This is a genomic window from Streptomyces sp. NPDC045022 (genome assembly GCF_056432605.1).
In genome coordinates this window covers 40612-62137 of the sequence record NZ_JBWKIR010000034.1, presented here as the reverse complement: position 1 = coordinate 62137, position 21526 = coordinate 40612, and the positions used below count along the sequence as shown (strand labels likewise).

Here is a 21526-nt window from a genome sequence, read left to right as displayed (position 1 = left end):
GCACGCAAGGTGCGGGCCCGGTTTTCCATGAAGGAGACGGTCATGGCCAAGGGCACTGTCAAGTGGTTCAACAGCGAGAAGGGCTTCGGCTTCATCGAGCAGGAGGGCGGCGGCCCCGACGTCTTCGCCCACTACTCCAACATCGCCAGCCAGGGTTACCGCGAGCTGCAGGAGGGCCAGAAGGTGGAGTTCGACGTCACCCAGGGCCAGAAGGGCCCGCAGGCGGAGAACATCCGCCCCGCCTGATCCTGCAGCTGAGCCATCGGCGGTCGTGCCGGTGGCTCGTGGAACTCGCTCCGTCGGGCCATGACGGCCCGACTCGGGGCATCCCGTGGACGGTGCCGGGGAGGGCGAGTCGATGCCCGCCCCGGCTCGCGTCTGCTGCTGGGATCTTTGAGCCCGGGTCTGCATCTCGCCCGCAGCGGGCGGCTCGGGGTACAGCGGGGTGAGCGCCGGGGTACGGCGTCCGGAACAGTGCCCCCCGCCGGTGTGGCAGAGCCTCCTGCAATCAGTGCTCCAGACTGCAATCAGTGCTCCAGACTGCCCGCCCGCGCCCGGGGGACCCACATGGTGCGGGGGAGCGGGCGCTCCGGAAATCCGCGGCCACCATGCCCTCGTACGAGCGGAACCCCACAGTCACGGACGTTCCACGACTCCCACCCGGCCCCGCCGCGCTCGGGGTCGTGGGCGCGCACGTGGTCCGGACAACCGGATGGAGGGGCTGGGCTGCGCGCCAGGGGGCATACGGGAAGGCACGCAGGAGAGACCACCGCGTGCGGCCGTGCAGGCGGGGCAGTGGTCGGTCGGCCGATCAGTGAAGGAGCGAGCACATGGAGGGGCCGGAGCATACGGAGACCCCCGGGACGACGTCGTCGGCCGCTCCTGCCGCCATGCTCACCGGGGCGCTGGAAGCCATGGGGACCGGAGCCTACGTCGTCAACCAGCAGGGTTGCGTCATCGCCGTCAACACCCGCGCCGAACAGCTCCTGGACCGGCCGGCCGAAGATCTCCTCGGCCGTGACGCGCACGAGCTGCTGCACCGGGACGCCCACGGCCAGCCGCTGCCGGCGACGCAGTGCAGCATGCGGCAGGCTTTCCACGCCGGGCGCACCGCGCAGGCCGACGAGGACTACTTCGCACGCGCAGACGGCTCCCTGTTGCCGATCTCCTGGCTGATCACCCCCTACGACACCGGCGGTGACGAGACCGGCACGCTCGTGCTCTTCCACAGCTGTGAGCATCGGCAGGATCCCGGCCCGCGGCGGGAGGCAGCGGCCGAACCTCTGCCGGAACTCGAACGGCTCGCGCTGCTGGCGGAGACCACGACGCAGCTGACCTCTACTCTCGAGGTCGACGAGACGCTGCGCCGGCTGGTGGGCCTGGTCGTTCCCCGGCTGGCGGACTGGGCCGTCATCGACTTGATCACCGAACGCGACGAGGTGTGGCGCACCGCCGTCGTGCACGCCGACGGACACACCCTGGTGCACCGCGAGGACCTGCAGGGACCGATGCCGCCCGTCCCGGAGGAATCCCCGATGCCGCTGTCGAGAGCGCTGCGCGGAATCGCCTCCACTCTGGCCGGCCCGCAGACCTACCAGCGGGCACCGGATTCCGGCATCGCGGCCGAGCAGCGCCGCCTGTTCGACGCCACCGGCATCCACTCCGCAGCCATCGCCCCGCTGCGCAGCACACGCGAAGTCATGGGAGCCCTCACCCTGGGACGCGCCAAGAGACCCGGGAACTTCACGACCGTCGACCTCGCCCTGGTGGAGGACATAGCCCGCCGCGCCGGCCTCGCCCTGGACAACGCCCGCCTCTACCAGCGCCAGCGCAAGGTCGCCGAGACCATGCAGAACCACCTGCTGCCCCAGATGCCACGCGTGCCCGGACTGGAAATGACCGTCCGCTACCTGCCCGCCCCCGACGCCTCGCAGGTCGGCGGCGACTGGTACGACGCCTTCACCCTCTCCGACGGCGCGACCGCCCTGGCCATCGGGGACGTCGTCGGCCACGACCTGGAAGCCGCGGCCGGCATGGCCCAGCTGCGCAACATGCTCCGCGCCTACGCCTGGTCCCAGCATGAACCCCCCAGCCGGATCGTCGAACGGCTCGATGAAGCGGTCCTGCCCATCACCGACGTCACCATGGCCACCCTGATCCTCGCCCGGGCCCAAGCAGCGGAGGACGGCCACTGGCGGCTGTCCTGGACCAACGCGGGCCACCCTCCGCCGTTGCTGGTCACCCACGACGGCCTGGCCCACTACCTCACCGAAGGCCACAGCATCCTGCTGGGCACCGGCATCCGCACACCCCGCCCGGACGCCACAGCCCTGCTGCCGCCCGGATCCACCCTGCTGCTCTACACCGACGGCCTCATCGAAGCCCCCGGCCACAGCCTCGACGAGGGACTGAACCGACTACGCCGACACGCCGCCGCCCTCGCCCACCGTCCCCTTGCCTCCTTCACCGACGAGCTCATGCGCCGCGTCCGCCCCGCGGGCAACGACGACGACATCGCTCTCCTCGCCCTGCGCACCCCAAGGTGAGGGGACTGATCAGCACGAAAGCGAGACGCTCACGCCGTCTGCGTACGGCGGTGCCCTCGGGTGATGCTCGCCGTCGGTGTCAGGGTCAGATGGGCGGTGACCTGCTTGCCCGGGGCGCGGCGCGCGATGTCGACTCTGTGACTGACCGCGCGCACCAGGTGCAGTCCGTGACCGCCGACGCGGTGCGGGTCGCGCTCTTTCACCGTCGGCTCCTCGGTGGAGGTGTCCCACACGGTGATCGCCAGTTCTACGCCGGACAGCTGCAGAACCAGTTCGCACCGGCCGGGGGCATACCGGACGGCGTTCGTGACCAGCTCGCTGACGACGAGTTCGGCGTCCAGGGCCGAAGGGGGCAGCGGGGCGCGGCGGGTATGCCGGGCACGGGTGAGGAAAGCGCGTAGAACCTGGCGCGCGTCCGCGGCACGGGCCGCGCCCTCGGCCCAGGCCGTCCCGCAGCGCAGCGTTTCCTGTCCACCCGCGTCCGGCCCGTCTGCCGCCTGCTTCCTAAGCGGGATGACCATGCGGAGTTCTTTCCTTGTACTCGCCGTTGTTGAGCGGCTTTCCGGCCGCGCCTACCCCGGCGTCGACCGCGCACACCTTCGGCACGCTCCCGGCGCCTGACGCTTCGAGCGAGCATCTGGACCCCATCCGGGGAATGTGCACCCGTACGCCGGGCTGATTCCCGGCCGGCCCTTTGACTTGGGGCCGTGCAGCCGAGACGCTGTCCGCGTGGACAGCGCCCCTGGGAAGCGGCTCGGCGAGCGGTTGCGCGTATCCAGCACAACGGTGGAGGGCCGGAGTGCGGTGGCGGTGCTGGGCGAGGTGGACCACCTGACCGCAGCCCAGCTGGGTGATGAGCTGGAGGCCGCGGTGATCCGCGGGGTCCGATGCATCGAAGTGGACTTCAGCCTGGTCAGCTTCTGCGACTGTTCCGGGCTGAACGTCCTGCTGGCAGCCCACGGCCATTGCCGGGACCGGGGTGCGTTTCTCCGTATCCGGACCGGTGACGCCTACCGTCGAGCGGCTGTTCGAATTGACGGGTGCCGACGCTGTGCTGCTGGGGCCGGAGGCCGTGAGACTCGCGGCACCCGATGCGCTGTAACCGGCGAGCTTGTGGTTAAGCTACGGCTCCGCAAGGCCCATTCCCCCCGTACGGGTCTTGCCCGCGGGGTGGGCGGGCGCATCCCCCCGTCGCCCGCCCGCCCCGCCTTCAGAGCCGCGGCTCAGGAGGGGGCGGTGTGTGTTCGGCCCGGACCCGCTGGGCGACATCGCGCAGTTTGATGTTGTGGTGCTGGGAGATGCGGCGCAGCGCGTTGAAGGCGTCGTCCTCGCTCAGCCGGTGGCGCTCCATGAGGATGCCCATGGCCTCACCGATGGCGTGCCGGCTCTCCATCGCGTGCTCGAGCTGGTCGATGGTGCGGGCACTGGCCAGGGCAACGGCGGCGTGCGAGGCCAGCAGCCAGCCCGCGCTCTCGATGTCCTCGCCGAAGGCTCCGGGGCGGCGTGCGTACAGGTTCAGCGCGCCGAAGTCCTCGTCGTCGGTGTAGAGCAGCACGCCGGTCATGCTGCCCATGCCCAGCTTGCGGGCCTCCGCGGCGAAACGCCGCCAAGCCGGCTGCGGCTGGGTCATGTCCGCGATGCGGCATATGCGCTCGCCGTCCTTGCGGCGGGCCAGGTCGAAGCACGGTCCTTCGCCCAGCTCGCCCTGCAGGCGGTCGGACTCATGGACCATGTCCCCGCAGGCCGCCAGGGTCACCGCCCGGCCCTTGCGCACCGCCAGGATCCCGGCGGCATCGCAGCCCTCCACCAGCTTCACCGCCGACGCCGCGATCTCATCCAGCGTCGCCTGGACCGAGTCCTGAGCCAGCAGATCCCGCGCGAGCACAGCCATCTGCTCGGCGTACTCACGCCACTCCACCGCCACCACCCACCCGCCTCACATCACCGGACGGGCCACAGTACCCCCCACGTGCATGCCCGACCTCCTATCCGGACCGCCGAGGGTTCGGGCGGTGCCGGAGGTGGCACGCCGAGAGGGCCGACAGCCGCCGGTTTCGCCCGGTCGTGTGAGCGCTCAGAGCGCTGACGAGGCGAGAAGGGCCGTTCGCGCCCACCCAACGCCGAGTCCGTGGCACAGCTCGGCGCCTTTTCACCGCTTGCCCCGCTGCCCAGGCGTACTGACCCAACCCGCGCGATGGTGGCGCCACCCGGATCTCCACGCCCGCCCGGGTACCCGGACGTCGCCCGGCACAACGCCGAACGACGTCGTGCTCGGTTCCATGGGGGACAGGTGGTCACGGCGGGCCTGACAACGGAGCTCGTCGGCAGTCAGGAGGTGCACGGGACGACCCGCCACCGCGTGAGTGTCACAGGCTTGGCCGACTCGAACATTTCGGGAAGCAACCGCGGTACCCGTGACGGCGGAGACCGACCCGAGGAGGGAAACGGTGCCGCAGACCGACGACGAACTGCTCACCTTCGACACCAGCGACCTGAGAATTGGGACGAGCAGCGTGCGCGGGCCGCTCTCGGCGGAAGGCACGGCGCCTTGTACCGCAACCACCTGCGCATCGCTCTGCACCTCGACTCCTGGGCGGAGGCCGAGGGCCGCCGGACCGATGTGGACGCACACTACAAAGCCGGATACAGGCAGGCCCTGCAGGACCTGGCCGCGTTCCTCAGGCAGAGCTACTACCTCCCCCGCGGGCCGGACTGAAGCCCGCTCACCCGCCCGGCTCCGTGACGATCCGTCGCTCGCATGCGGACACCCCCCGGCAACCGAAGGAGGCTGCAGATGAACGCCCTTCCGTCTTCCGGCGCGATCCAGCGCCGCCCCACCGCAGGAAGTGTCGACATGAAGCTGCTCGGCATCTATCTCAACGACCACCTCGCGGGCGCCACAGCAGGCACCGAACGCGCCACCCGCCTGGTGCGCACCGCCCGAGGTTCTGCGCTCGGCCGCGCGCTCGAGCCCGTAGCGGCCGAGATCGCCCAGGACCGGACAGCGCTGCTGGACATCATGCGGGATCTCGGCGTTCCCGTTCGCCGTTACAAGGTGTGCGCGGGCTGGGCGGGCGAGAAGTTGGGTCGGCTGAAGCCCAACGGTCACCTGGTACGCCCCTCCCCACTCGGCACCATGCTGGATCTGGAAGCCCTGCGGCTGGGGGTCGAGGGGAAGGCGGCCGGCTGGCAGACCCTGTGTCGGCTCAGTGCCGCCGACGAGCGTCTGGACCCTGCCCGGCTCGACACGCTGCTCGAACGAGCCCGGCGGCAGCAGGAAAGGATCGAGGAGTGGCGCGTCCGCCAGGCCGAGGAAGCGCTGGCCACCACAGCCGGCTGAGCCTCTGCGTCAGGGATGCAACGGCCCGCCCCGCGGGATCACCGGGGGGACGTCTGGCCGTGCGTGTTCGGCGCGTCAGCGGTGTGCGCCCGCTGGAAGGTCCCGTACAGCAGCCACAGGGCCGGAATCAGCAGCACTGCGCCGCAGGCGAGGGCGATGAGGCAGGCGGAGAGCACGGCGGCCTGGGAGGCGGCCTGGTTCACGGTGAGGCTGCCGACCAGCATGGCCGGGTACTGGGCCGCGCCCCATGCCCACAGGATCGCGGCGACGGCCAGCGCAGCCGCTCCCCGGGCCGCGACGTGGCGCCGCCGGGTCAGTAGGGCGAGTCCCACGACACCGCTGACTGCGCTGAGAACGACCAGCGGCAGCGCCCGGTGGGTGAGTCCGTGGAACAACTGGGGAGCGTCGGCGTGCAGTACGGCGATGCCGGCCAGGGCGACCGTTCCGCTCGCCAGCCCGCTGGCCACGGCACGCCGTGCGAAGGACCGCGCCAGTTCGGCGTCGCCTTCGCGGTCGGCGTCCGCGCACAGGTAGACGGCGGCGAGGTGCGCGCAGGTCAGGACGGCCAGAACACCGCCGAGCGCGGAGGTTGGGTTGAGCCAGCTGGTGATGACGTTGCCCATGGCGAGGCCGGCCGGCACCCGTCCCGAGGCGACTCCGCCGGCGACGGCGCCGAGGAAGAAGGGGGTGAGCAGTGAGGAGATGGCGAAGAAGGCGCCGAAGAGCCGGCGCTGCCACGGCTCGGTGCTGGCCTTGCGGAAGGCGAAGGCGGCGCCGCGGGCGATGATGCCGAGGGCGGCGAGGGTGAGCGGCAGGTAGAGGGTGGACATCATGGCGGCGAAGACCGGGGAGAAGCCGGACCAGAGCAGCACGATCACGAAGATGAGCCAGACGTGGTTCGCCTCCCAGATCGGGCCGATGCTGTGCTCGATGAGCCGTCGCTGTGCGTCGCCCCGGCGTGCGCCCCCGGCGAGCAGATCCCATACACCGGCACCGAAGTCGGCGCCTCCGAACAGGGCGTAACACGTCAGCCCGAGCCACATGACGGCGAGGGCGGTGTCGGCGAGCACGGTGCCTCCAAGTGCGGCTACGGTTCGCTGGGCGGTGGCGGTGGAGTCGAGATGAGGGCCGGGGGAACATCGGTCCGGCAAGTCCTCACGCTGTCTCGTCAGACCACGGGATAACTCCGCACGTCCGCTTCCTGCGGTGCCGCTGGAACGGCCGTTGCGCGTGCCAGGCGGCGCAGCACGTACACCGTGGCGACGGTCATCGCGGCGTACACCACCAGCACCAGCCACAGGCCCGCCATCAGGCCGGGCGCAGGGTTGACGGCGTCCCGTACGCTCATCACACCCCAGACGATCCACGGCTGCCGGCCCAGTTCGGTGACGCTCCAGCCGCTCTCCAGGGCCACCACGGACGCCGGCCCGGCGAGCGCGACGAGCACCAGGAGCAGACGGCTCCCACGCCGGTCGAGCAGGTCACCGCCGGCGCGCCGGGTGCGCCACCACGCCAGGAGCAGCCACAGGCCGAGGGCCAGCAGGAAGAAGCCGACGGCGACCATGAGGTCGAAGGCCCAATGGACCCCGGTGACGGCGGGCCACTGGCGGCGGGGCACCGTGTCCAGTCCCTTGACGACCGTGCCCGTCCGGTATCCGACCAGCAGGGAGAGACCGTCGGGGATCTCCAGGCCGTACTTCAGTCCGTCCTGCCCCGCGACGCCGCCGATGGTCAGCGGGACGTGGGAGCCGGTGCGGTACACGCCACAAGACCGTCTACGCCTTCACCACCGGCGCCGTCGCCGACGCCCTGGCCGCCCGCAGTGGGCCCGGTCCCGGACAGCGCCACGCCGCCGTCCGCCCCGGCCGCCACGCCCGCTTCGGCCCCTTGCCCCGTACGGACGCCTACGGAGTAGGGGGCGGAAGATGACTGTGCGGGCGGGCGGCCGATTCGGCGGCAGTGACGTGGCCGATCGGGGCCTGGGGCGAGCGGTTCCCGGGAGCCGTGCAGGAACGCCTGCCCGAGCAGTCGACCCGCCGCGCGAAGGCACTCCCCGGTGCGAAATACTCTCCCGATGAGTTCACGCACTTCCCCGATCAGCCAGCCGATCACGATACGGAGGGCCGTCGCGCGGGATGCCAAACGGCTCACGCGGCTCGTGCGTGGCTCAGGCGCCTACGAGGGTAAGTACGCAGCCGCAGTCGCGGGCTACCGGGTCGGTCCTGATTACATCGAGGCCCACCGCGCCTTCGTAGCCGTCGGCGCCGACGAGCATGGAGGCCGGGTTCTCGGGTTCTACTCGCTCGTTCTCGCGCCACCGGAGCTCGATCTGCTGTTCGTCGCCGACGAAGCGCAAGGACGGGGTATTGGACGGCTGCTCGTCGCGCACATGCAGTCCGAGGCCCGGGCCGCCGGGCTCGACCGTCTCAGGGTCGTGTCGCATCTTCCCGCCGAGGGCTTCTACCACCGGGTTGGTGCGGTGCGGACGGGGACCGCGTTCGCGAACCCGCCCGCCGTGCCGTGGGACCGTCCCGAATTCGAGTTTCGCATTCCTTCGGAATGACGCGGTGTGCCGGTCGGCGGGGCACCGTCGGCTGAGCGGGGTTCGCGCTCCGGACGCGGTCACCCGCTCCGATCTTGTCGAGGGCCCGCCTGGCTGGTCCTCACCGTGGACTCGGTGAGGACCAGCGTTCGGCGTTCTCCGTGTTCGTTCCAGCCCTGGCCGACGGCGACCGGCGATCTCCCGTTCGCGGTCGCCGGGTCAGCTCGTGCCACGACGGCCCGGAGAGTGTCGACCAACCCGGACCGCATGTGTGCGCCGTCGGCGGCGGCGGTCACCGCGGCGGCCGACGCCGGCGGGGCCGCGGCCGGAACCGGGACCGTGCGGCCGGGCTGTGGCTCAGGCGTCGATGATGACGGGGATGATGAGGGGCTGGCGGCGGTGGGTGCGGAACGCCCAGTTCGCCACGGCGCGGGCGACGAGTTGTTCGAGTTGGCGCGCGTCCCCGACGCCTTCCTCGGCCGCGGTGGCCAGGGTCTTCTCGATGACGGGGATGACCGGCTCGAAGGTGGCGTCGTCGTGGACGAAGCCCCGGGCCAGGAAGTCGGGGGCCTCGGCGAGGGCGCCGGTGTCCGCGTCGACGATCGCCACCACCGTGACCACGCCTTCGGCGGCGAGGGTGAGGCGGTCCTTGAGGGACGCTTCGGTGGCACCGCCGACTTCCATGCCGTCCACGTAGACGTTGCCGGCGGGGACCTTGCCGGTGATGGACGCGCGCCCGTCGACCAGGTCCACGACGACGCCGTCCTCGGCGATGAGGACCCGGTCGGGGTCGACACCGGTACGGATGGCGAGGTCGCCGTTGGCCCGAAGGTGGCGCCATTCGCCGTGCACGGGCATGACGTTGCGAGGCTTGACGATGTTGTAGCAGTAGACGAGTTCGCCGGCGCTGGCATGCCCCGAGACGTGCACCTTGGCGTTGCCCTTGTGGACCACGTGGGCGCCCCACCGGGTGAGTCCGTTGATCACCCGGTAGATGGCGTTCTCGTTGCCGGGGATGAGGGAGCTGGCGAGCAGGACGGTGTCGCCCTTGCCGATGCGGATCATGTGGTCGCGGTTGGCCATCCGTGACAGCGCGGCCATCGGCTCGCCCTGGGAGCCGGTGCATACCAGAGCGATCTTGTGGTCGGGAAGCTTCTCCAGCTCCTTCGTGCTCACGACCAGACCGGAGGGGACCTTCAGATAGCCCAGGTCACGGGCGATGCCCATGTTGCGGACCATCGACCGGCCGACGAAGGCGACCTTGCGGCCGTGCTGGTGGGCGGCGTCCAGGACCTGCTGGATGCGGTGCACATGGCTGGCGAAGCTGGAGACGATGACCCGGCGCGGCGCGGTGCGCATCACCTGCTCGATCGCCGGGTTCAGCTCACGCTCGGAGGTGGTGAAGCCGGGGACTTCGGCGTTGGTGGAGTCGGTGAGGAACAGGTCCACGCCCTCCTCGCCGAGGCGGGCGAAGGCGCGCAGATCGGTGATGCGGTCGTCGAGAGGGAACTGGTCCATCTTGAAGTCGCCGGTGTGCAGCACCATCCCGGCCCGGGTGCGGATCGCGACCGCGAGGCTGTCGGGAATGGAGTGGTTGACCGCCACGAACTCGCAGTCGAAGGGCCCGAAGCCGCGCCGGTCGCCCTCCCGTACCCGCACCGTGCGCGGCCGGATGCCGTGTTCCTTGAGCTTGGCCTCCAGGAACGCCAGCGTCAGCTTGGAGCCGACGACGGGAATGTCGGACCGCTCGCGCAGCAGGTACGGCACGCCGCCGATGTGGTCCTCGTGGCCGTGGGTGAGTACCACGGCCACGATGTCGTCCAGCCGTTCCCGGATCGAGGTGAAGTCCGGCAGGATCAGGTCCACACCGGGCTGGGTCTCCTCGGGGAACAGCACGCCGCAGTCGACGATGAGCAGCTTGCCCGCGTGCTCGAAGACGGTCATGTTGCGGCCGATCTCACCTAGGCCGCCGAGGGCGATGACCCGCAGCCCTCCTTCCGGAAGGGGCGGGGCGGCTTTCAGCTCGGGGTGCGGATGACTCATACCCTGACGGTACCCGGAGAGCGGGACGGGGTGATCCATTGCCTGTGTGATCTCTTCTTGCCGACGGAGCGGGGCGTCCGCAGTGGGTGGACGATCGGATCACGCCGGCGGCCGGCCCGGGCACGCACTCACGCCCGCTGAATCGACGCCGACCGGGCTTGCCTGCGTGCAGGGGTGGGCTCCTCCTGGCAGGAGGAGCCCACTTCATGGGATCTGTGAGGGGTTATTCCGTGCGCAGGCCCGCTGGGCGCATCATGCGCAGCAGCGGCGGCAGGCTGAGCAGTGTGACCATGCCGACCACGGCCGCGCCCACGCCGGTCATGGTGAGCACGCTCGCCCAGTCCATGGTCACCGGTGTACGTGTCATCTTCAGCAGTACCGCGCCGAGGGTGACGCCCACCGTCGTGGCCAGTACGAGACCGAGTCCGACCGGGAGGGCCGTCTGCCACAGCACCGACAGGCTCAGCGTGCGGCGCCGGGTGCCGAAGGCGACCAGCGCGGAGAGCAGCTTCCTGCGCTCGCGCAGCTGCTCCAGCTGGGAGACCAGCAGACTCGCGCCGATCAGTGCCAGCACGAAGGCCGAGCCGACGAACAGGCCGGTGCGGATGGAGGTGTACTTGACGTCCTCCTGGGACGCCGACCAGCCGAAGGTTTGTGCCAGGGGGTCGATGCGGGCGGCGACGTTGCGTATGTACTCCCGCGAGTCCGGCACCGAGGGGTCCAGACGCAGGTAGACACCGTCCGAGAACACCGCGGGCGCGGCCTTGTGGGGCAGGGCGGCGGGGGTGACCAGCAGACTGGTGTAGTCCTGCAGTGAGTCCTTGCGCGCGTTCACCTCCCGAATGTTCGCCGGAACGGTCCAGGGCACCTCGAGGCCGCGTTCGGCGCCCTCGTACGACGGGTCGATGTAGAGCTGCCGACCGGGCTTCACCAGGGCGATCTCGGATGCGTTGCCGGGGTCCGAGTAGCCGCTCCGCGTTCGCGTGATGAACACGTCACCGTCTTTGCAGGAGGGCAATGTGGCGAGTTCGCGCAGGGCGGCGCAGTTACCCACGGTCAGGCCGTTGCTGTTCTCCGGGTCGCGACGTGAGTCCCCGTACTGGGAGCGGGCCAGGGCCACCGCGGCCCGGACCCCCTTGGTGCCGGTGAATACGCGCTCGATGCCGGACAGCGGCTTGGGGCCGCTGAAGTCGACCTGCATCTGGACCCGGCTGGGGTCCTTGCCGGTGATCTCGGTGTACTGGCTCTGCGTTCCCGTGAAGAGCATCTGCAGCGCGATGGCCCCGGCCACCGCCACGGCGATGCCGTTGACCATGCGGGCGGCAGTGCCGCTACTCAGCTGCAGCCGGCGCACGGCCAGCTGCCAGGACAGCGAGCCCTTGCCGAGCCGGACGACGACCGCCTCCACGACCCAGGGCAGCAGGGCGGTGATGCCGATCAGCAACATCAGGACGCCGCCGATGACGAGGTACTGGTTGAAGTTTCCGTTCTTGTGTCCTTGGCCGATCATCGGGTAGAGCATCGCGAGGCCGGCCAGAGGCGGCAGCAGCCGCCACCACAGCCGGCGGCGGCTCTGCTTGGCCGCGCGCACGACACCGAGGGGCTCGACGACCACGCCGCGCATCGCGAGCAGCGTGACCAGCACCGCGGCGACCGGCACCGCCACCGCGACCAGCGCGGCAAGCGCGGGAGCGGGGTCGAGGTAGCTGGGCCAGACGCTCACGCCCAGCAACTCGCCGGCGCCCAGCTTCTGGCGGCCGAGCAAGAAGAAGCCGGTGCCCACGGCCAGGCCGAGCAGGGCTCCGGCCAGCGCCTCGCCCGCCGCGATCCGCCGGGTCATTCCCCGGTCGGAGCCGACCAGGCGCAGCGCGGCGAGGCGGCGGTCGCGGCGTTCGCCGCCGAAGCGGACGGCGGCGGCGATGAACACGGCGACCGGCGTCAGCAGCACCACGAACACGACCAGGACCATGAGCAGCAGCACCGGGTCGGTCTTCTCGGGCGTCGCGTCCGGTCTGCCGAACCTGGCCAGCCGCGTCACCAGGGAGGAGCCCGTGACCTTCAACCCCGAGGCGCCCGCGTAGTAAGCCAGTTCGTGCGAGCCGATCAGCCCGCTCTCGCCGATCGTGCCGGTGATCTTGTACGGCAGGCGCTCCCGCAGCAGTTTCGCGTCGGCCGAGTCCAGCAGGTCCTTGAGCGCGGGGGAGACCACCATCTCGCCCTTGCCCGGGAAGCGGTCGACCCCCGGGGGCAGCGGCGCCCGCCTGCCCTCGGGTTCGACGAACCGGCCCTGGATGTCGTCGTCGTGCCAGGTGGTGTCGGCGTCGGCGATCAGGAGGGTGTTGTCGGCCTTGGGCGGGACCGTCTGGGAGTACACGTTGGCGTAGCGGGCGTCCTCCACCTTGCTGCGGGAGGCGAACACGTTGGGCATCGCGGTGCACAACAGGAGCAGGGCCACACCGAGGCCGACGCCGACCGCTGTCAGCGTCATTCGGACCCAGCCCTCGCGGCCGCCGGTGACGGCGAACCGGGCTCCCATGGCCAGGTCTCTGGCCCACAGCCGCGGACTCATACGGCGCGCTCCATGTCGCGGGACTTGCCGTCGCGTACGACGATCTCGCGGTCGGAGTGGGCGGCCACCCGTGCCTCGTGGGTGACGAGGACGACGGCGGCGTTGGTGGAGCGGGCCGCGTCGGTGAGCAGTTCCATCACCCGCTCGCCGTTGTAGGAGTCGAGCGCGCCGGTCGGTTCGTCGGCGAACAGCACCCGGGGTCCGGTGACCAGGGCGCGGGCCACGGCGACGCGCTGGCCCTGGCCGCCGGAGACCTCGCCGGGCCGCTTGCCCTTCAGGTCGTCGACCTCCAGGCGTTCCATCCAGCCGAGCGCGGCCCGCTCGGCCTCCTTGCGGGGGCGGCCGTTCAGCCTGAGCGGCAGGGCGACGTTCTCCACGCAGGTCAGTTCCGGCACAAGCTGCCCGAACTGGAACACGAAGCCGAACTCGGAGCGGCGCAGCGCGCTGCGCCGGCCGTCGCTCATCGCCGTCACTTCACGCCCGTTGTAGGTGATCGACCCGGAGTCGGGCGGCAGGATGCCCGCGAGGCAGTGCAGCAGCGTCGACTTGCCGGAGCCGGAGGGGCCCATGACGGCGACGACCTCACCGGGGTGGATGGAGAACTCGGCGCCGTCGAGGGCGTGGGTGTGCCCGTAGGTCTTGCGCAGGTCCTGCGCGGTGAGCAGGGAACCAGGGGGAGAAGTCGTCATCGGGCCACAGCCTCACGGAGTTTGTCGAGTCGGGCGGCGGTCAGCTCCAGCCAGCGCAGGTCCGCCTCCAGGTGGAAGAGGGCGTGGTCGCAGATCAGCTGGTCCGCCAGATCGCCCTTGCGCTTGCGGTCGGTCAGGATGCGCATGCTGCGCAGGTGCTCGGAGCGTTGGGTGTCGAGGATGTGGGCGGCGTCCCGGTGGGTGAGCAGCGCGAGGACGACTTTCGTGTAGAGGGCCGACTGGAGGTACTCCTCCGGCTTCTGCGGGGTCGCGAGCCACTGCTCCACGTCGGTGACGCCGGCGTCGGTGATCGCGTAGCGCTTGCGCTCCGGGCCGCCGCCGGCCTCCATCCCGTCGACCTCGACGAGGCCGTTCTTCAGCAGCCGGGACATCGTCGAGTAGACCTGGCCGTAGTGCAGCGGCCGGTCGTGACCGAACGTCTCGTCGAAGGCCCGCTTCAGGTCGTAACCGTGTCGCGGGCCGGACTCCAGGAGCCCCAAAAGGGTGTGACCGATGGACATGAGCACACTATACACACCGTGTATACGCCGCATGTATACACCGAGTGTATAGCTCGTGGCGGGCCGTATGGCAGTGCAGGTGAGGGAGGGGAGCCTCCACTAGGGCGGCATCCAGCGTCCCCCCGTTATAGGGGCGTCCGTGATACGTGAGAGGGCCTGGGGCGTGAGTGAGACACCGACGAACCCCCTGCAATACCGCTTTGACGGACCAGAAGACGCTCCGGTCCTGATCTTGGGTCCCTCACTGGGTACCACATGGCACAGGTTGTAGTTGGCGTCTTGTGGGGTCCAGCTGGTCTCGGGCAGGAGCGTTTTTGCAGGTCAGGTCGTTGTGGTCCAGGTGCGTCGACGCAGTCGGTGACACGCCTGTGATAGCAGGGTGAGAGGTGAGGGACCCCCGTCGGCCGGCTCCGGCGGGGGTTTCTGTGTTCGGGGACGGCCCTGGTGTGTGGTGTTCGACGCGGTCTTGGTGTGCTCCGGCGCGCCGTTCTCGACCCCTGGCGAGCGTCCCCATGACGCTGAGCGCAACCGCCACGATGAGCAGCAGAAGAAACCGCACCCCGTCAGCCTCCGGGCGTCAGCGGCGGGCAACACGTTGTCCGCCGTCAACGTGCACGGCGGACTCATCTCTCGGCCCTGCGGGTCGGCGTTCGTCTCAGCTTCGTCACTCGCGAAGATCGGCCGAGTGGATCACCACCTTCTCTCCGTGGCATGTGGCGCTGACGCAACGGCCCCGGCGTATACACACCGGGGCCGCCCTTCCGGGTCGTTGCACGTGAGAGTGCACCGGCCCATTCACCAGGGTATGCCCAGGATCCCATTTCGGTCATATGGCAGGAAATGGCCGTCATGCGGCCAGCCGCAGCCCTGAGCCGGTGGGTGTGACGGCCGCCGCCCCACACCCACCCCTGGCTGGAAGCAGGTTGCGTCATCAGCGGCTCCCCTCTCGGTGCTCACGGCGTGTGGTGTCGGCAGGAGGGCCGTTCGGCACGGTGGCACGTGGGCTCTTACGGGTCCGCCGACGGATTCCCGGTAGGGCATCGCTGTAGTGGAACGCCCCGATCCTTTCGGCGTGCTGCGCGTTGAGCCGGTGGATCAGGAACATGCCCGCGATGATCACGAAGAGGATCACGGCGACGGTGACGGCCGTCTCCACGTCTTCACCTCCTCAGGGCGGAGGTGAAGATCCCGATCGCGGCTCCCGCCGTCGAGGCGGCTCCGCCGTCGGTCTCCCATTCCTCTTCCCGGCTCTGAGTATCTGTCGCGTCGTGGCTGATGGCCTCGTCGGCCATCAGACCGCTGGCGGTGCGGACACCTCTCGGAACGGTTGCCGCTGCCATCAGCCGGGCGGCGGCGGCCGGGTCTGTCTCCGGAGGGATCACCAGCAGGTCCAGGCGGCCCACCGTGTACGAGAGGAGGATCACCTTGTTCGGGTCCTGCTCGGCGGCGAACCAGCCGACACGCACCGTGTGCCCCGTGACGGGGACCTTGCGCGGGATGACGGGCCAGTGGGTCGGGTTCACGGTGACGTGGGTGATCCGGCCCCAGCACGCGTCCAGCGCGTCTGTGAGAGTGGGGATCTCGCGCAGAAGATCACGGGAGCGGGGCCACCAGGCACCGTCCAGGAGACCTGGAGCCGAGCCGGTCGGGGCCAGAGACAGCCGGGCCGGCACCGACAGCAGGCGCTCTTGAACGATCGTGGGTTCGATGGTCGCGGTCATGACGCGGACCTGTCCCCGAGCCTCCTCACGAAGGCCGGTGTTGTTGCTCGCCGAGAACGACACCGACACGGCGGCCGGTGTGCGAAGTACTCCCGGTGCTTTCACTCTACGCCGTCGCGGAGGTCCCGGGACGTGCGCGTGAGCAGGCATTTCACCGATAGGCAACGAGGCCCGGAACCGTCGGCGCAGCTGCTGCGGCGGGGCACGGCTTACGGTGGGAGGACGAGGTCCCGCGTTCGGCGGCGGCACCGTTTCCCGCGGACAGGCGGACACGCCATGAACGAATCCGATACCCCTCGCGCTCCCGGTCTTCTGCCGGACGCGATCCATCGGGCCGCGAAACCCGGGACGGTCCTCCTGCGGCTGGAGACGACACGATCCCGGGAAGGCAACCTCGACGGTGCGTGGTGGCCGCGTTCCCGCGACATCGGTGCTGAGCTGCCCGATCTCGTCCACGCGCTGACCGTGCACCTCGGCCCCATCACGCGCGTCGGTCTGGATGCCACCGCTTGGGATGAACTTCCCACGCGCCTGGTGATCGGCGACCAGGTCGTCCGTATCGACTCCTTTCCGGTGGGTGACGACACGGTCCTGATCACTCGGGGCGACCAGGACCACTTCTCCCTTCTCGTGGTCCCGCCGCACGCGACAGTCGAGGCCGCCCGTGCCGCGATGGCCAGGGCTGTCCGGGCCGCCAACGTCACCGAGGCCGCACAGATCCTCATCGACACCGGCACCCATCAGGCATACACGGTCCCCGTGGAGGGCCCTCGGAGCGGCGAGGAACGCCACGAGCCCGAGGAATGACTTCTGGAGCTCCGGGCGCCCGTGGGGCTGTGCGTGCCGGGCGGTGCCTTCAAGGCGATCGAGGTGGTGCCGCCCGTCGGAGTGGATGCCCGGTAGTGGTGTCCGCCGAAGCTCCGCCGGTGCCGTTAGGGTGCGCGACATGGCCCGTACCCGGCTGTACCGCGACGGCTCCCTGGTCGAGGAGGACTTCCCGGTCCGGGACATCTCCCGGCATCTGGCGGACCCGTCCACGACCGTGTGGTTGGACCTGTACCGCCCGGACCGCGCCGAGTTCACGGCGGTCGGCGAGGAACTCGGTCTGCACGAGCTGGCCCTCGAGGACGCGCTGCACGAGGGGCAGCGGGCGAAACTCGACACCTACCGCACCCATCACTTCCTCAGCGTCTACGCGGTCGCCGTCGATCCGGACGGCGCGGGACTGACGATGAGCGAGCTCGCGGTCATCCTCACGCCGCAAGCGCTGATCACGGTCCGCAAGGACGCCGCGTTCGCCCTCGACGAGCTGGTCGCCCGCTGGGACCGCACCCCGGATCTGGCAGCGCACGGGGTCGCCTTCCTGCTCCACGGCCTGCTCGACCATGTCGTCGACGGGCACTTCGCCGCGGTACGGCGACTCGACGAACGTATCGAGGAACTGGACGATCTGCTCTTCGCCGAAGGCGGTCGGCAGATCCAGACCGTACAGCGCCAGTCCTACGCCCTGCGGAAATCACTGGTCCGGCTCCGCCGCGTGGTCCTGCCCATGCGGGAGGTCGTCAACGCCCTCATGCGCCCCGACCTCGACGTGGTCGACGGGCCCTTGCTGCCGTACTACCGAGACGTGTACGACCACGTGCTGCGCGCCGGCGAGTGGACGGAGTCGCTGCGGGATCTGGTGGCCTCGGTGATGGAGACCAACTTGTCGGTGCAGGCGAACCGGATGAACCTGATCATGAAGAAGGTGACGAGCTGGGCCGCGATCATCGCCGTGCCCACGGCGATCACCGGCTTCTACGGACAGAACCTTCCCTACCCCGGCTTCGCACATCAGTCTGGATTCATCGTGTCCAGCGCCGTCATCGTCGTCGTCTCACTGACGCTGTACTTCGCTTTCAGGCACTGGGACTGGCTCTGACCACACGCTCCTGCGCGCCCGTCGGCAGACAGGTGGGAGCCGGTTCCAGAAGTCGGCTCCCAAACGGCTCCCAGGACTTCGGGCTGTGTGCCAGTGACGCAGGACACCCCGCCACGGGTGTCGACGAACAAGGCGCCACCATGCCGGCCCAGCTCCTCGGAGCGCCCAACGGGTAGCGGCTACGGCCCCGTCGCTCTCTTCGCCGTTCACGTGCAGCGGCCGACCGTCGTGAAGAAGGGGTTCATGACGGCTGTCTCACATGCCGATGATCAGGCGGCTGACGTCACCGGCCTTTGCCGGTACCGCTGCGGGCGCCACGCAGGTACCGCCCTCGTACTCCCAAGCCTCGTCCGGATCGAGTGGTCGGTCGGCCGTGGAGACTGCGCGCCCGGCTCGATCCGCGGCGATGAGTGCGCTCGCGGTCAGCGGCGGGCCGTCGTAGTCGGATGCGGCCGCCATCAGGCGGGCCGCCGACTGCGCCCCGGTCTCGGGTGGGATGACGAGCAGATCCCAGCGTCCGGTGCCGTAGGAGAGCAGCAGCAGCTTGTGCGGGTCGATCTCCGGCGTGAACCAGCCGACCTTCACGACATGGCCGTTGACGGGCACCTTGCGCGGGATGACCGGCCAGTGCTCGGGGTTGACGGCGATACGGGTGATGCGGCCCCAGACGGGGTCCAGCGCGTCGGTCAGTGCGGGTAGTTCGCGCAGCAGGTCGCGCGAGCGCGGCCACCAGGCGCCGTCCAGGAGTCCACGGGAGGGGCCGTCCGTCTTCAGTACGAGGCGGGCGGGAGGGGGGTCTGCGAGGGGTGCGGTCCGCGGCAGGGTTGCTTCGAAGGTCGCGGTCATGATGCGGACCCGTCTCCGGGCCGCCCCTGGGGTTACGGCCCGGGTTTCATCTCTCACCGAGAACGACCCGGCGTGGAAGCCGGTGTGCGAAATGCCCTCGGTGCCTCCACCGTACTCCTTCCGCCACTCGCCGCGGTGGCCGTCGTACCGGCAGGAGCGGGCCGAGGGGAACCAGGGGCCGTCGCAGTCAGACCGGTCTGGCTGCACAAGCCGAGCGCCAGGGGCCGCCCACCGGTCCCCACCAGAGCGGCCTGACGGCTCCGCCGCCCACCTGCGGCGTCGCAGCCGGTCTGTCTCAGCGGGATTCCCGGCCTGCCACACGGCAAGGTCAACGGTGTGACTGGCCGCCGAGTCACTTCGTCGTCCGGAGAGCTGTTCATGATCGACCGCCCGGTCAACCCATCATCGGGGGCCGGCCGGTGACTCGGCGGCGCACCACTCAGATGTGCCGGAGCGGTTGTCCGGAACGGCAGGAGTAAGCTGAAAACGTCGAGGGCACGTCGTACGCCGGTGTCCGGACCGGTTTCGTCCTCGTCGCAAGAGAGATGTGGGCCGATCAGGTCCGGGCCAGGTTCCGCCCTATGACATCCGAAGCCCCGCACCGCCCACCCCGTCCCGAAGCCGAGCGCGAGCCGAGCGGGCAGGACCGGGTGGAGGTCCGCCTGGTCTCCGCGGACCCCGAAGCGGCCCGACGCGTCGCGGACGCGCTCCGGCTGCTGTTCGCCGGCGATGAACAGCGCAGCTATCCCGGCCCCTCGGGAACCGGGACGCGGCTGCACCTCACACTGGACGCCTCTCGCGGCGCCGGTTCGCTCGGCTCCTGGCTCGACTCCAGCAGACCGCCCGCCGATCGCACCCACCAGGGCGAGACCGCCTGACGGCCCCGCCGCCCACTCTCCACGTCCTCACCAGCCCAAGCCCCTGTAGCTCCCGTATCCACCGTCTGTGCGACTCGCATCCGCTCTCAGCGATGCCCTTACGCACCCACGTCGAAGAGGCGCAGCCCAAGACCCCGGCCGCACTGTCGTCACCGAAGTCAAGGACTGCGCATGCCTCTCCATATCCTCCGCTCCCCGTCCGCCGTCCCGCCGGAAGGCGCCCCGCCGTCCCCGGAGTACGACGGGAGGGCGGCCTTCCCGCGCGAGGGAACGGCTGCCAGGCGCACCGGCAGCGAGCGGCTGTCCCTGGCGATCACGGCGTTGATCGTCCTTCTCCCGTTCCTGGCACTCGGTCTGGCCGTCCGGCTGCTGTGGGGGCGCCTGATCCATCCCGTCGATGTCCTGCTCGCCGCGGTGCTCTACACCGTCACGGGCCTCGGCGTCACGGTCGGCTTCCACCGTGGCCTGACCCACGGCAGCTACCGGGCCGTACGGCCGCTGCGCACCGCGCTCGCGGTGGCCGGATCCATGAGTTTCCAGGGGGACGTGATCGGCTGGGTCGCCATCCATCGCCGCCATCACGCCTTCACCGACCGGCCGGGCGACCCTCACTCTCCGTATCGCTACGGCACGTCTGCATGCGGCCAGTTGCGGGGACTGCTGGATGCCCACGTCGGCTGGCTGTTCCGCAACGACCCCACATCCGCAGAGCGCTACGCTCCCGATCTGCTGGCCGACCGTGACATCCGGGCCGTGTCCCGGGCCTTCCCGGCCCTGTGTGTGCTCACCCTTGCCCTGCCCTTCACCGCTGGGTGGCTGATCGGCGGCAGCTGGGTGTCCGCACTGACTGCCCTGCTGTGGGCGGGACTTGTCCGCATCGCCCTACTCCACCACGTCACGTGGAGCGTGAACTCCCTCTGCCATGTGATCGGTGAGCGCCCGTTCCACACCCGTCGCCACGACCGCGCCACCAACCTGTGGCCCCTGGCCCTGCTCTCGTTCGGCGAGAGCTGGCACAACCTGCACCACGCCGACCCCACCTGCGCCCGGCACGGCGTCGACCGCGGCCAGCTCGACCCGTCCGCCGCCGTGATTCGCCTCTTCGAACGCCTCGGGTGGGTCAGGGACGTGCGCTGGCCAACCCCGGACCGTGTCGCCGCCCGCCGCGTGTGAACCCGAGCGACCGCATTCCCTTCAGGAGTTCACGATGACACTCGCCCCACCGCCCCCGCTCTCCTCGTCGTCCGCCGTCCGCCTGCGCCTGGTGTCCCAGCCGGGACAGGGGCACATGCCCCGGCGCATCGACGGCGCGTGGTGGCCCCGCTCGCCCGATCTGGTGGCCGAACTGCCCAGACTCCTGGCCGGAATGCCGCACGCCTGGGGGCAGGTCACCAGTGCCCTCGTGGACGAGGCCGTATGGTCCCCGTTCCCGGGCCGGCTGCTCGTCGCCAACCAGGTGGTACGTCTGCGCCGGACGACCACCCAGCGCTCCCCGTCCACCGTCTGTCTGTTGGCGCCCGGCCGCGGCCGGTGGGACCTGCTGGTGGTGCCGCCCGCTGCCACGGACGTGGAGGCGGGGCGGCTCATGGAGAGTATGGCCACCGCTGTGAAGGACAGCATGGGGCCGGGAGTTGCCGTCCGCTGACGGTGGCAGTCGGACCACTCGCGGGTCCGCCCAGCCCGTGCGTGGGCCCGGGGGCATTGTGGCCGGACCCGGCTGGGCAGGCTCCACGTGCCCGGTCCCGGGGCCGGCCGGGCTGCACCGATGTGGAGTCCGCTCGGACCGTCGACGGAGTACGCTGGTGTTACCGAGAGTATCTCGTACACCGGCTTCGACGTCGTTGTCGCTTTCGGCGATCTGATCACGCCGGGCCGGTTCCGGTCGGCCCGGAGCAGGGTTCGCGTCATGA

General features: G+C 70.2%; 22 protein-coding genes. 11 read left to right on the top strand and 11 right to left on the bottom strand.

What is annotated here, in order from left to right; translation table 11 throughout:
- Positions 1-42: 42 nt before the first annotated feature.
- Entirely contained in the window at positions 43-246 is a 204-nt protein-coding gene (locus AC07C1_RS36010; protein WP_014670069.1) for a cold-shock protein, read from the top strand.
- Positions 247-830: 584 nt separating this feature from the next.
- On the top strand, positions 831-2546 hold the full coding sequence (locus AC07C1_RS36005) for a SpoIIE family protein phosphatase (protein ID WP_478946069.1): 1716 nt from the start codon (positions 831-833) through the stop codon (positions 2544-2546).
- Between the two features lie 29 nt (positions 2547-2575).
- Here the strand turns inward: AC07C1_RS36005 and AC07C1_RS36000 are convergent, their stop codons facing one another.
- Positions 2576-3067: an ATP-binding protein gene (locus tag AC07C1_RS36000; protein ID WP_478946068.1), complete on the bottom strand. Its 492-nt coding sequence runs from the start codon at positions 3065-3067 to the stop codon at positions 2576-2578.
- 136 nt (positions 3068-3203) lie between these two features.
- On the opposite strand from AC07C1_RS36000, the gene AC07C1_RS35995 reads away from it, so the two are divergent.
- Positions 3204-3827, top strand: a complete 624-nt coding sequence (locus tag AC07C1_RS35995) for an STAS domain-containing protein (RefSeq protein WP_478946066.1) — start codon at positions 3204-3206, stop codon at positions 3825-3827.
- Here AC07C1_RS35995 and AC07C1_RS35990 read toward each other — a convergent pair.
- The gene (locus AC07C1_RS35990) at positions 3757-4437 is read right to left on the bottom strand and encodes a GAF and ANTAR domain-containing protein (RefSeq protein WP_478946084.1); all 681 of its coding nucleotides are present in this window, start codon (positions 4435-4437) and stop codon (positions 3757-3759) included. The genes AC07C1_RS35995 and AC07C1_RS35990 overlap by 71 nt on opposite strands.
- Positions 4438-5094: 657 nt before the next feature.
- On the opposite strand from AC07C1_RS35990, the gene AC07C1_RS35985 reads away from it, so the two are divergent.
- Entirely contained in the window at positions 5095-5262 is a 168-nt protein-coding gene (locus AC07C1_RS35985; protein ID WP_478946064.1) for a hypothetical protein, read from the top strand.
- 78 nt (positions 5263-5340) lie between these two features.
- A complete protein-coding gene (locus AC07C1_RS35980) occupies positions 5341-5886 on the top strand; it encodes a hypothetical protein (RefSeq protein WP_478946063.1) in 546 nt (181 codons plus the stop codon).
- 38 nt (positions 5887-5924) lie between these two features.
- Here AC07C1_RS35980 and AC07C1_RS35975 read toward each other — a convergent pair whose 3' ends face one another.
- Positions 5925-6956: a cytochrome d ubiquinol oxidase subunit II gene (locus tag AC07C1_RS35975; protein ID WP_478946061.1), complete on the bottom strand. Its 1032-nt coding sequence runs from the start codon at positions 6954-6956 to the stop codon at positions 5925-5927.
- Between the two features lie 98 nt (positions 6957-7054).
- Complete coding sequence (locus AC07C1_RS35970; RefSeq protein ID WP_478946059.1) at positions 7055-7648, bottom strand: cytochrome ubiquinol oxidase subunit I; 594 nt, start codon at positions 7646-7648, stop codon at positions 7055-7057.
- A 312-nt stretch (positions 7649-7960) separates the two neighbouring features.
- Here AC07C1_RS35970 and AC07C1_RS35965 point away from each other — a divergent pair, with 312 nt between their 5' ends.
- Positions 7961-8449 carry a GNAT family N-acetyltransferase gene (locus AC07C1_RS35965; protein WP_478946057.1) on the top strand — a complete coding sequence of 163 codons (489 nt, stop codon included), beginning with the start codon at positions 7961-7963 and terminating at the stop codon, positions 8447-8449.
- Between the two features lie 336 nt (positions 8450-8785).
- Here the strand turns inward: AC07C1_RS35965 and AC07C1_RS35960 are convergent, their stop codons facing one another.
- The 6 genes from AC07C1_RS35960 to AC07C1_RS35935 form a co-directional block, all read right to left on the bottom strand.
- Positions 8786-10471, bottom strand: coding sequence for a ribonuclease J (locus AC07C1_RS35960; RefSeq protein WP_478946055.1), 1686 nt, complete (start codon positions 10469-10471; stop codon positions 8786-8788).
- A gap of 223 nt (positions 10472-10694) precedes the next feature.
- The gene (locus AC07C1_RS35955) at positions 10695-13040 is read right to left on the bottom strand and encodes an ABC transporter permease (protein WP_478946053.1); all 2346 of its coding nucleotides are present in this window, start codon (positions 13038-13040) and stop codon (positions 10695-10697) included.
- A complete protein-coding gene (locus AC07C1_RS35950; RefSeq protein ID WP_478946051.1) occupies positions 13037-13729 on the bottom strand; it encodes an ABC transporter ATP-binding protein in 693 nt (230 codons plus the stop codon). Before AC07C1_RS35950 ends, AC07C1_RS35955 begins: the two co-directional genes overlap by 4 nt.
- Entirely contained in the window at positions 13726-14250 is a 525-nt protein-coding gene (locus AC07C1_RS35945; protein ID WP_478946049.1) for a PadR family transcriptional regulator, read from the bottom strand. Before AC07C1_RS35945 ends, AC07C1_RS35950 begins: the two co-directional genes overlap by 4 nt.
- A gap of 931 nt (positions 14251-15181) precedes the next feature.
- Positions 15182-15406, bottom strand: coding sequence for a hypothetical protein (locus AC07C1_RS35940; RefSeq protein ID WP_478946047.1), 225 nt, complete (start codon positions 15404-15406; stop codon positions 15182-15184).
- A gap of 4 nt (positions 15407-15410) precedes the next feature.
- The gene (locus AC07C1_RS35935; protein ID WP_478946046.1) at positions 15411-15971 is read right to left on the bottom strand and encodes a DUF5994 family protein; all 561 of its coding nucleotides are present in this window, start codon (positions 15969-15971) and stop codon (positions 15411-15413) included.
- 276 nt (positions 15972-16247) lie between these two features.
- Here AC07C1_RS35935 and AC07C1_RS35930 point away from each other — a divergent pair, with 276 nt between their 5' ends.
- Together AC07C1_RS35930 and AC07C1_RS35925 are read left to right on the top strand one after the other, a co-directional pair.
- Positions 16248-16778 carry a DUF5994 family protein gene (locus tag AC07C1_RS35930; RefSeq protein WP_478946044.1) on the top strand — a complete coding sequence of 177 codons (531 nt, stop codon included), beginning with the start codon at positions 16248-16250 and terminating at the stop codon, positions 16776-16778.
- A 139-nt stretch (positions 16779-16917) separates the two neighbouring features.
- A complete protein-coding gene (locus AC07C1_RS35925; protein ID WP_478946042.1) occupies positions 16918-17892 on the top strand; it encodes a magnesium transporter CorA family protein in 975 nt (324 codons plus the stop codon).
- Positions 17893-18147: 255 nt separating this feature from the next.
- Here AC07C1_RS35925 and AC07C1_RS35920 read toward each other — a convergent pair whose 3' ends face one another.
- On the bottom strand, positions 18148-18738 hold the full coding sequence (locus AC07C1_RS35920; RefSeq protein WP_478946040.1) for a DUF5994 family protein: 591 nt from the start codon (positions 18736-18738) through the stop codon (positions 18148-18150).
- A 581-nt stretch (positions 18739-19319) separates the two neighbouring features.
- Here AC07C1_RS35920 and AC07C1_RS35915 point away from each other — a divergent pair.
- From AC07C1_RS35915 to AC07C1_RS35905, 3 genes are all read left to right on the top strand, one after another.
- Positions 19320-19616, top strand: a complete 297-nt coding sequence (locus tag AC07C1_RS35915) for a hypothetical protein (protein WP_478946038.1) — start codon at positions 19320-19322, stop codon at positions 19614-19616.
- Between the two features lie 171 nt (positions 19617-19787).
- Positions 19788-20789, top strand: a complete 1002-nt coding sequence (locus AC07C1_RS35910; protein ID WP_478946036.1) for an acyl-CoA desaturase — start codon at positions 19788-19790, stop codon at positions 20787-20789.
- 34 nt (positions 20790-20823) lie between these two features.
- Positions 20824-21261 carry a DUF5994 family protein gene (locus tag AC07C1_RS35905; protein WP_478946035.1) on the top strand — a complete coding sequence of 146 codons (438 nt, stop codon included), beginning with the start codon at positions 20824-20826 and terminating at the stop codon, positions 21259-21261.
- Positions 21262-21526 lie beyond the last annotated feature (265 nt).

What these genes read in the sequence shown, in the direction of transcription:
- AC07C1_RS35930 (WP_478946044.1), top strand. Translation starts at nt 16,248, where the DNA reads ATGAACGAATCCGATACCCCTCGCGCTCCCGGTCTTCTGCCGGACGCG.
- AC07C1_RS35905 (WP_478946035.1), top strand. Translation starts at nt 20,824, where the DNA reads ATGACACTCGCCCCACCGCCCCCGCTCTCCTCGTCGTCCGCCGTCCGC.
- AC07C1_RS35920 (WP_478946040.1), bottom strand. Translation starts at nt 18,738, where the DNA reads ATGACCGCGACCTTCGAAGCAACCCTGCCGCGGACCGCACCCCTCGCA.
- AC07C1_RS35980 (WP_478946063.1), top strand. Translation starts at nt 5,341, where the DNA reads ATGAACGCCCTTCCGTCTTCCGGCGCGATCCAGCGCCGCCCCACCGCA.
- AC07C1_RS35955 (WP_478946053.1), bottom strand. Translation starts at nt 13,040, where the DNA reads ATGAGTCCGCGGCTGTGGGCCAGAGACCTGGCCATGGGAGCCCGGTTC.
- AC07C1_RS36010 (WP_014670069.1), top strand. Translation starts at nt 43, where the DNA reads ATGGCCAAGGGCACTGTCAAGTGGTTCAACAGCGAGAAGGGCTTCGGC.
- AC07C1_RS35910 (WP_478946036.1), top strand. Translation starts at nt 19,788, where the DNA reads ATGCCTCTCCATATCCTCCGCTCCCCGTCCGCCGTCCCGCCGGAAGGC.
- AC07C1_RS36000 (WP_478946068.1), bottom strand. Translation starts at nt 3,067, where the DNA reads ATGGTCATCCCGCTTAGGAAGCAGGCGGCAGACGGGCCGGACGCGGGT.
- AC07C1_RS35990 (WP_478946084.1), bottom strand. Translation starts at nt 4,437, where the DNA reads ATGGCTGTGCTCGCGCGGGATCTGCTGGCTCAGGACTCGGTCCAGGCG.
- AC07C1_RS35925 (WP_478946042.1), top strand. Translation starts at nt 16,918, where the DNA reads ATGGCCCGTACCCGGCTGTACCGCGACGGCTCCCTGGTCGAGGAGGAC.
- AC07C1_RS35945 (WP_478946049.1), bottom strand. Translation starts at nt 14,250, where the DNA reads ATGTCCATCGGTCACACCCTTTTGGGGCTCCTGGAGTCCGGCCCGCGA.
- AC07C1_RS36005 (WP_478946069.1), top strand. Translation starts at nt 831, where the DNA reads ATGGAGGGGCCGGAGCATACGGAGACCCCCGGGACGACGTCGTCGGCC.
- AC07C1_RS35965 (WP_478946057.1), top strand. Translation starts at nt 7,961, where the DNA reads ATGAGTTCACGCACTTCCCCGATCAGCCAGCCGATCACGATACGGAGG.
- AC07C1_RS35950 (WP_478946051.1), bottom strand. Translation starts at nt 13,729, where the DNA reads ATGACGACTTCTCCCCCTGGTTCCCTGCTCACCGCGCAGGACCTGCGC.
- AC07C1_RS35915 (WP_478946038.1), top strand. Translation starts at nt 19,320, where the DNA reads ATGACATCCGAAGCCCCGCACCGCCCACCCCGTCCCGAAGCCGAGCGC.
- AC07C1_RS35960 (WP_478946055.1), bottom strand. Translation starts at nt 10,471, where the DNA reads ATGAGTCATCCGCACCCCGAGCTGAAAGCCGCCCCGCCCCTTCCGGAA.
- AC07C1_RS35935 (WP_478946046.1), bottom strand. Translation starts at nt 15,971, where the DNA reads ATGACCGCGACCATCGAACCCACGATCGTTCAAGAGCGCCTGCTGTCG.